The sequence below is a fragment of the Intrasporangium chromatireducens Q5-1 genome, from assembly GCF_000576575.1.
GTDB classification, from domain to species: Bacteria; Actinomycetota; Actinomycetes; order Actinomycetales; family Dermatophilaceae; genus Intrasporangium_A; species Intrasporangium_A chromatireducens.
In genome coordinates this window covers 1-1,147 of the sequence record NZ_AWQS01000493.1, presented here as the reverse complement: position 1 = coordinate 1,147, position 1,147 = coordinate 1, and the positions used below count along the sequence as shown (strand labels likewise).

Annotated in this window: 1 protein-coding gene and 1 pseudogene; both read left to right on the top strand. The window is 75.6% G+C overall.

Annotated features, from left to right (window positions below; all coding sequences use genetic code 11):
• Positions 1-772 (top strand): hypothetical protein (locus N864_RS22445; RefSeq protein ID WP_034722826.1); only part of this gene is annotated, 772 nt, incomplete at its 5' end.
• Positions 765-1,147 (top strand): annotated as a pseudogene (locus N864_RS22440) (NADH-quinone oxidoreductase subunit H); the annotation flags it as partial. The gene N864_RS22445 and the pseudogene N864_RS22440, both read left to right, overlap by 8 nt.

Genomic DNA, 1,147 nt, shown 5'->3' with positions numbered 1-1,147 from the left:
CCACGGTGGCATGGACCACGGTGGCATGGACATGGCTCCGGGCGGGATCCCCCTCGCAGAGGGCGGTGAGGACCGCGACGGTCTGGAGATGGACGTCCTGCACGTGACCCTGGGGCCGGTCCTGCCGTGCTGGCCGGCCGGACTCGTGCTGGAGTGCTCGCTCCAGGGCGACGTGATCGTTGACGCCTCGGCGCGGCTGGTGGACGGGCCGCCCGCCCACCAGCCCGATGGCGGGGACCGTTGGGAGCCAGGTGAGCCGGAGGTCGCCGCGGCCGCGTTGGCCTGCGATCAGGCGGCCCGGATGCTGGCCCTCATCGGCTGGCCGGACCGGACGGCCCAGCTGCTGCGGCTGCGCGACGAGCTGCTCGACGCAGCAGGCGCCCCCGGGCCGTCGGCTGGCGAGTCCCGCCGTCGGCTCGCCGCCCGCGTCGACGAGACACGAGATGCGCTCGCCCGGTCGCGGCTGCTGAGGTGGTCGCTGCGGCGCCTCGGGGTGGTCGACGCAGCGCCGCTCGCGGAGCAGGGGCTGCCGCCGCACCTGCATGGCGACGCCCGCGACCGCCTGTTGGCGCTGCTGGACAGGGTGGCAGCGGCGCTTCGGTCTGACGTCGACACGGTGCCGGACCCCACCGCACCGGACCCCGCCGCACTATCTGCCGCGGCGGTCGGCGACCTCGTGACCGGGCTCGACCTGGCGGCAGCGCGCCTTGTCGTCGCCAGTCTCGGCATCGAGGCCGCCGGGATCACGGCCGTGGAGGTGGCTCGTGCCTGACCTGCCGGTGACTGTCTCGGCGGCCTGGGCCCCCCTGGCGGCCGCCCTGCTCGGCATGCTCGCCCTCGGCGCGGCGGCCCTCGATGGCGCGATCAGCGCGCGGACCGCGCAGCTGCCCCGGTCCAGGGGAGCCACCCGCCCGATGGACGAGGCGGCCCGGCTGGTGAGGCAGCGGCGCCGGACGACGGTCGCCGCCGACACCCTCCTGTGGCGCATCGGCGCCACCGGCCTCGTCCTCGCCGCCCTGCTCATGGTGGTCGTCGTGCCGCTCGGCCGCTGGACCCTGCTCGACCTCGACGTCGGGGTGGTCTGGTTCAACGCCGTCGACGTCGTCGTGTGGGCTTTGGTCTGGCTGGCCGGGTGGGGACCGAACTC